The 5,321-nt window shown below is 63.5% G+C and carries 6 protein-coding genes and 1 pseudogene; 4 read left to right on the forward strand and 3 right to left on the reverse strand.

The window, feature by feature from the left end; all coding sequences use genetic code 11:
* The first annotated feature begins 31 nt into the window (after positions 1 to 31).
* The 4 genes from RMO89_RS05925 (at position 32) to RMO89_RS05940 (ending at position 3,216) form a co-directional block, all read left to right on the forward strand.
* Positions 32 to 1,510: an NAD(P)/FAD-dependent oxidoreductase gene (locus RMO89_RS05925; protein WP_310531817.1), complete on the forward strand. Its 1,479-nt coding sequence runs from the start codon at positions 32 to 34 to the stop codon at positions 1,508 to 1,510.
* Positions 1,511 to 1,581: 71 nt separating this feature from the next.
* Positions 1,582 to 2,340 (forward strand): competence/damage-inducible protein A, encoded by a 759-nt coding sequence (locus tag RMO89_RS05930; RefSeq protein WP_310531818.1) that lies wholly within the window; start codon positions 1,582 to 1,584, stop codon positions 2,338 to 2,340.
* Between the two features lie 2 nt (positions 2,341 to 2,342).
* The gene (locus tag RMO89_RS05935) at positions 2,343 to 2,876 is read left to right on the forward strand and encodes a hypothetical protein (RefSeq protein WP_310531819.1); all 534 of its coding nucleotides are present in this window, start codon (positions 2,343 to 2,345) and stop codon (positions 2,874 to 2,876) included.
* A 67-nt stretch (positions 2,877 to 2,943) separates the two neighbouring features.
* The gene (locus RMO89_RS05940) at positions 2,944 to 3,216 is read left to right on the forward strand and encodes a DUF4242 domain-containing protein (RefSeq protein ID WP_310531820.1); all 273 of its coding nucleotides are present in this window, start codon (positions 2,944 to 2,946) and stop codon (positions 3,214 to 3,216) included.
* 117 nt (positions 3,217 to 3,333) lie between these two features.
* On the opposite strand, the gene RMO89_RS05945 is transcribed toward RMO89_RS05940, so the two are convergent.
* From RMO89_RS05945 to rplK, 3 genes and pseudogenes are all read right to left on the reverse strand, one after another.
* Positions 3,334 to 4,185, reverse strand: a complete 852-nt coding sequence (locus RMO89_RS05945; protein ID WP_310531821.1) for a TauD/TfdA family dioxygenase — start codon at positions 4,183 to 4,185, stop codon at positions 3,334 to 3,336.
* Positions 4,186 to 4,392: 207 nt separating this feature from the next.
* Positions 4,393 to 5,094 carry a 50S ribosomal protein L1 gene (rplA, locus tag RMO89_RS05950; protein WP_310531822.1) on the reverse strand — a complete coding sequence of 234 codons (702 nt, stop codon included), beginning with the start codon at positions 5,092 to 5,094 and terminating at the stop codon, positions 4,393 to 4,395.
* A gap of 4 nt (positions 5,095 to 5,098) precedes the next feature.
* Positions 5,099 to 5,321, reverse strand: a pseudogene (gene rplK, locus RMO89_RS05955) (50S ribosomal protein L11); the annotation flags it as partial.

The raw sequence follows: 5,321 nt of genomic DNA on the forward strand, positions 1-5,321 counted from the left end.
TACACTGCTGTCAACAACGGAGAGAGACTGCATGGCCGCCAGCGAAGTGTTCGACATGATCATCGTCGGCGCCGGGATTTCCGGCATCGGCATGGCCGCCAAGCTGGCCAAGGGCTGCCCGAAGAAGACCTATGTCATGCTCGACCGGCGCGAGCAGCTGGGCGGCACCTGGGATCTGTTCCGCTATCCGGGCATCCGTTCGGATTCGGACATGCACACCTTCGCCTATGACTTCGCCCCGTGGCGCAAGGCAAACGCCTTTGCCACGGCGGAAGAGATCAGGGACTACCTCGGGCAAGTCGTTGCCGATAACGGCATCGCGGCGAACATGCGCTTTGGCCAGCACGTGGAAAGCGCCGCGTGGGATAGCGATACCGGCCTGTGGACCGTCCGCGCCCGGCAAGCCGACGGCAGCGACAAGGAATGGGCGGCGCGCTTCCTGTTCATGGGCACCGGCTATTACGATTACGACCAGCCGCACGAGGCCGATATTCCCGGGCTTTCCGCTTTCAAGGGCAAGGTCATCCACCCCCAGTTCTGGCCGCAGGATTACGACTACACCGGCAAGCAGGTGGTGATCATCGGATCGGGCGCGACTGCAGTGACGATCGTGCCGTCGATGGCGGACAAGGCGGCCCATGTCACCATGCTGCAACGCACGCCGACATGGTACGGCGTGCGCCCTTGGCAGGACAAATGGGCCAACCGGCTGAAGCGCTTCCTGCCGGAAAGGCTGGCGTGGAAAATCAACCGCGAAAAGGCGCAGTACCTCCACGAATACCTGTTCCACAAATGCCGCAGCGCGCCTGAAGGCGTGGCGAACTTCCTGCAAGGCGTGCTCAAGAAAGAGCTCGGCCCGGCATGGAACGCGCCTGATTACACCCCACCCTACAAGCCTTGGGAACAGCGCATGTGCCTTGTTCCCGGCGGCGACATGTTCAAGGCCATCCGGGAGGGCGACGCTTCGGTGGTGACCGCCAGGATCAAGCAGGTCGTGGCCGATGGCATCGAACTGGAAGATGGCCGCAAGCTGGACGCCGACGTCATTGTCACCGCCACCGGCCTCAGGCTCTCGACGCTGGGCAAGATCGCGGTCAGTGTCGATGGCGCGGCGGTGACCGTCGCCGAGCACTTCTGGTACCGCGATTCGATGCTGTCGAACGTGCCGAACCTGTTCGTGCTGTTCGGCTATCTCAATTCCGGCTGGACGCTACGGGTCGATATCGTCACCGATTGGGTAGTGAAACTGCTGCGCCACATGGACAAATGGGGCGTCGATACGGCCACCCCCGCCCTGCCCGCCGATCACGGACTGGAAGAAACCCAGCCGTTTGACCTGTTCTCGTCCGGCTATCTCCAGCGCGGCAAGCACATGATCCCCAAGAGCGCGACCACCGCGCCGTGGCGCATCCACATGTTCTACCGCGAAGACAAGAAAGAGCTTGAGACAGCCGAGATCAACGACGGCCTGATGAAATTTGCGAAGGTCAAGGCGAAGGAAGCGGCGTAGCGCGTTGTCCCGGATCAAGTCCGGGACGACGGGACTTCACCTGCACCCCGGTTTCCCCTAACCAACTTCGCATGGTCGAATCCCGCATCTACACCGCCGCCCTTGTCGTCATTGGTGACGAGATCCTGTCCGGCCGCACGCATGACAAGAACATCGCGCAGGTCGCCTCGTGGCTGCAGATCCAGGGCATCCGGTTGAAGGAGGTGCGCGTCGTCGCCGATGACATGGCAGCGATTGCCGAGGCGGTGAACGCGCTGCGTGCCCGCAATGATTACCTGTTCACGACCGGCGGCATTGGCCCCACACATGACGACATCACCGTCGACGCGATTGCCGCGGCGATGGGCGTGGACGTGATCGTCCACCCCGAAGCGCGTGCCATACTCGAAGGCTATTACGAAACGCGCGGCGGGCTTACCGATGCACGCCTGCGCATGGCCCGCGTGCCCGAAGGCGCGAGCCTGATTCCCAACCGCTACACCGGCGCCCCCGGCATCCGGGCGGAGAACGTGTTCATCATGGCCGGGGTGCCGCAGATCACCAGCGGCATGCTCGATGCTCTGTCCGGCACGCTGGAGGGCGGCGCTGTCTTGCTGTGCGAGACGGTTGGCTGCTGGGTGCAGGAAAGCGAAGTCGCCGATCTGCTCCGCGCGACCGAAAAGGCGCATGAGACCTGCCAGATCGGCTCCTACCCGTTCTGGCGCGATGGCCGCACCGGGGCGAATTTCGTCATCCGCTCGGTCGAACCCGAAGACCTTGCCGCCTGCTGCCGCGCCCTTGCCGAGGGGCTGGATGCAATGGACCGGCCGGCGATTCCCGGTGGCATTTGAACGTGGCATTTAGCGCCGCGTTGGCCCTGCTGGCGGCAGGGCCTGCCACTCTCGACGCTTTCGAAGCGAAGCTGGCCGAACATGACAGCGCCACCGTTGCCCTCGGCGAATGGTGCGCCATGCGGCAGATCGCCGATCCGGCACAGATCACCGTCAGCGACCGGCGGCAGGTGTCCTCGAACGATCCGCCGGCCAAGATGCGCCGCCTGCTGGGCATCGGCAGCCGCGACAGCTTCACCATGCGCCACGTCCACCTCGATTGCGGCGGCAAGACGCTGTCGATCGCGTGGAACTGGTACGTGCCGGGCCGCATGACGCCGGAAATGAATGCTGCGCTGGCCTCCACCAGCACGCCCTTCGGCAAGGTCGCCACCCCGCTGCGTTTTCGCCGGGAAGCTATCGACACGGTAAAAGGCCCGGCGGACAATTGCCCCGCCGAAACGATCAGCACCCACCTCGCCCGGCTGATCCTGCCCGATGGCAAGCCGCTGGCCTATCTGGTCGAGTGCTACACGGCGGCAAACCTCGCGCCCTGACGGGGACTGGACAAGCGCCGCCATGGCGCGCAGCTTGCAGCTTCCGGGTCGTTCAGGAGGAAGCATCATGCCGCAATTCGTGATCGAAAGAGACATGCCGGGCGTCGGCGGACTAGGCAGCGCCGACCTGAAAGGCGCGTCGCAGCAATCGTGTTCCGTGCTGCGGGACCTCGGCCCCGAAATCCAGTGGGTGCACAGCTATGTCACCGACGACAAGATCTACTGCATCTACCGCGCGCCGAGCGAGGACCTGATCCGCCAGCATGCCGAAACCGCCGGCTTTCCCGCCAACCGCATCAGCGAGGTGCGCACAATGATTGACCCGACGACGGCGGATTAGGACAGGTTCGGCTCCGGACGATAAGGGCGGTTCATCACCACCACAACCTCGTCATTCCCGCACAGGCGGGACAGACAAAGGGAGTTGGCGGAAAATTACGGGCCGCCCGTCGACAGCTCAGGCCGCAATCGTCTCCGTCCCGGCAATCGTCGTGCGGTGCATCATGCGGCCCGAGCGTTCGTCATAGGGGATGACCCGGTGCATGGCGCCGGTGTTGTCCCAGACGGCGAAATCGCCTTCTTCCCAATCGTGGCGATAGGAATAGTCCGGCTGGGCCGCCCATTCCTGCAGGCGGATCAGCAATGCGCGCCCCTGGGGGACCGGCATGTCGGCGACGTGGTCCGCAGTGGTGCCGATGATCATCGATTTGCGGCCCGACGTGTGGGTCCAGACGATCGGGTGCTCCTTGATCAGGCCGATGCCGATCACCGCATTGCGCACCTTCTCCGGGATGGCATCCTCGATATGGCGCAGGCTGGCCTTGACCGAGTGCACGGCTTGCAGCCCTTCAAGCGCGGCCTTCTCCGCTTCGGGCAGGCCTTCATAGGCGGCATAGGTGCTGGCGAATTCGGTCTGGCCGCCAGCGGGCGCCTTGCGGCGGCACGACAGCAGCGTGGCGAAGGGCGGCGGAGTATCGATGGTGATACCGTCCATGTGCCAGAAAAACGTGCCGAGCACATATTCGGGCTGCGGGTTGATCTTGGCGTCGAGCGTCACCTGATAGACGTCGTCGTTTTCGACTTCCTGCACATTGTTGCGCCCGGTGATGCGCACGCGCCCGCCCATCAGGTCGGTGATGCGAAGCTGTTCCTCGTCGGTCAGGTCTACCTTGGGAAAGACCACCACGGTGCGCTCTTCCACCTTTGCGCGGACGGCGGCGGCGGCTTCCTCGGTGAACAGGTCTGCGCGGTCATCCCACAGGATGCGGCTGCCGATCTTCGGCTTGATGTCTTCGAAACGGATGGCCACGGCTCTTCTCCCGACAGGTCTTCGCGCGCTGGACGCACGTATTTGAACACATGTTCAGCATAATGCAAAGATTCGGTCAAGTACCAACGAAAAGGCCGGGAAGGTCTCCCCTCCCGGCCTTTTGGTGAGTCCCCGCGCAGGCGGGGACCTCAGGCGGTTGCGCGCCAAGGCATGAGGCCCCCGCCTGCGCGGGGGCTCAGCTTTGGATCAGGCGCCCTGAATTTCCGTCAGGTCGATCTTCAGGCCCGGGCCCATCGACGAGCTGACGCCCACCTTCTGGACGTACTTGCCCTTGGATCCAGCCGGCTTGGCCTTGACGATGGCATCGACGAAAGCGTCGAAGTTCGCCTTGAGCTGTTCGTTGGTGAACGAAAGCTTGCCCAGACCGCCGTGGATGATGCCGGCCTTTTCAACGCGGAATTCGATCTGGCCGCCCTTGGCTGCCTTGACCGCTTCAGCGACGTTCGGGGTGACGGTGCCCAGCTTCGGGTTCGGCATCAGGCCCTTGGGACCCAGCACCTTGCCGAGGCGGCCGACGACGCCCATCATGTCCGGCGTGGCGATCACGCGGCCATAATCGAGGTTGCCGTTCTGCATGTCTTCCAGCAGGTCTTCGGCACCCACCTTGTCAGCGCCAGCGGCGAGAGCGGCTTCAGCCTTGTCACCGCGAGCAAACACGGCGACCTTGACGGTCTTGCCCGTGCCCGAAGGCAGCGTCACCATGCCGCGCACCATCTGGTCGGCGTGGCGCGGATCGACGCCCAGGTTCAGCGAAACTTCGAGAGTTTCGTCGAACTTGGTGGTCTTGAGGTCCTTGAGCAGCTGGATGGCTGCATCAACGCCATGGAGCTTCTGGTTGTCACCGAGCTTTTCGGCCAGCGACTTCTGCTTCTTGGTCAGCTTTGCCATGATATCAGCCCTCCACAACCTGCAGGCCCATCGAGCGGGCGCTGCCTTCAATGATCTTCGTCGCCTGTTCGATGTCGTTGGCGTTCAGATCCTTGAACTTGGTCTGGGCGATTTCGGCGAGAGCCGAGCGCGCGATGGTTCCGGCCGAGATCTTGCCCGGCTCCTTCGAACCCGACTTCAGGTTTGCAGCCTTCTTGATCAGGAACGATGCCGGCGGCGTCTTCGTC

The organism is Novosphingobium sp., from assembly GCF_031424035.1.
GTDB lineage: Bacteria > Pseudomonadota > Alphaproteobacteria > Sphingomonadales > Sphingomonadaceae > Novosphingobium.

Coding starts and splice junctions, on each gene's coding strand:
- RMO89_RS05925 (WP_310531817.1), top strand. CDS start 32: ATGGCCGCCAGCGAAGTGTTCGACATGATCATCGTCGGCGCCGGGATT.
- RMO89_RS05930 (WP_310531818.1), top strand. CDS start 1,582: ATGGTCGAATCCCGCATCTACACCGCCGCCCTTGTCGTCATTGGTGAC.
- RMO89_RS05940 (WP_310531820.1), top strand. CDS start 2,944: ATGCCGCAATTCGTGATCGAAAGAGACATGCCGGGCGTCGGCGGACTA.
- rplA (WP_310531822.1), bottom strand. CDS start 5,094: ATGGCAAAGCTGACCAAGAAGCAGAAGTCGCTGGCCGAAAAGCTCGGT.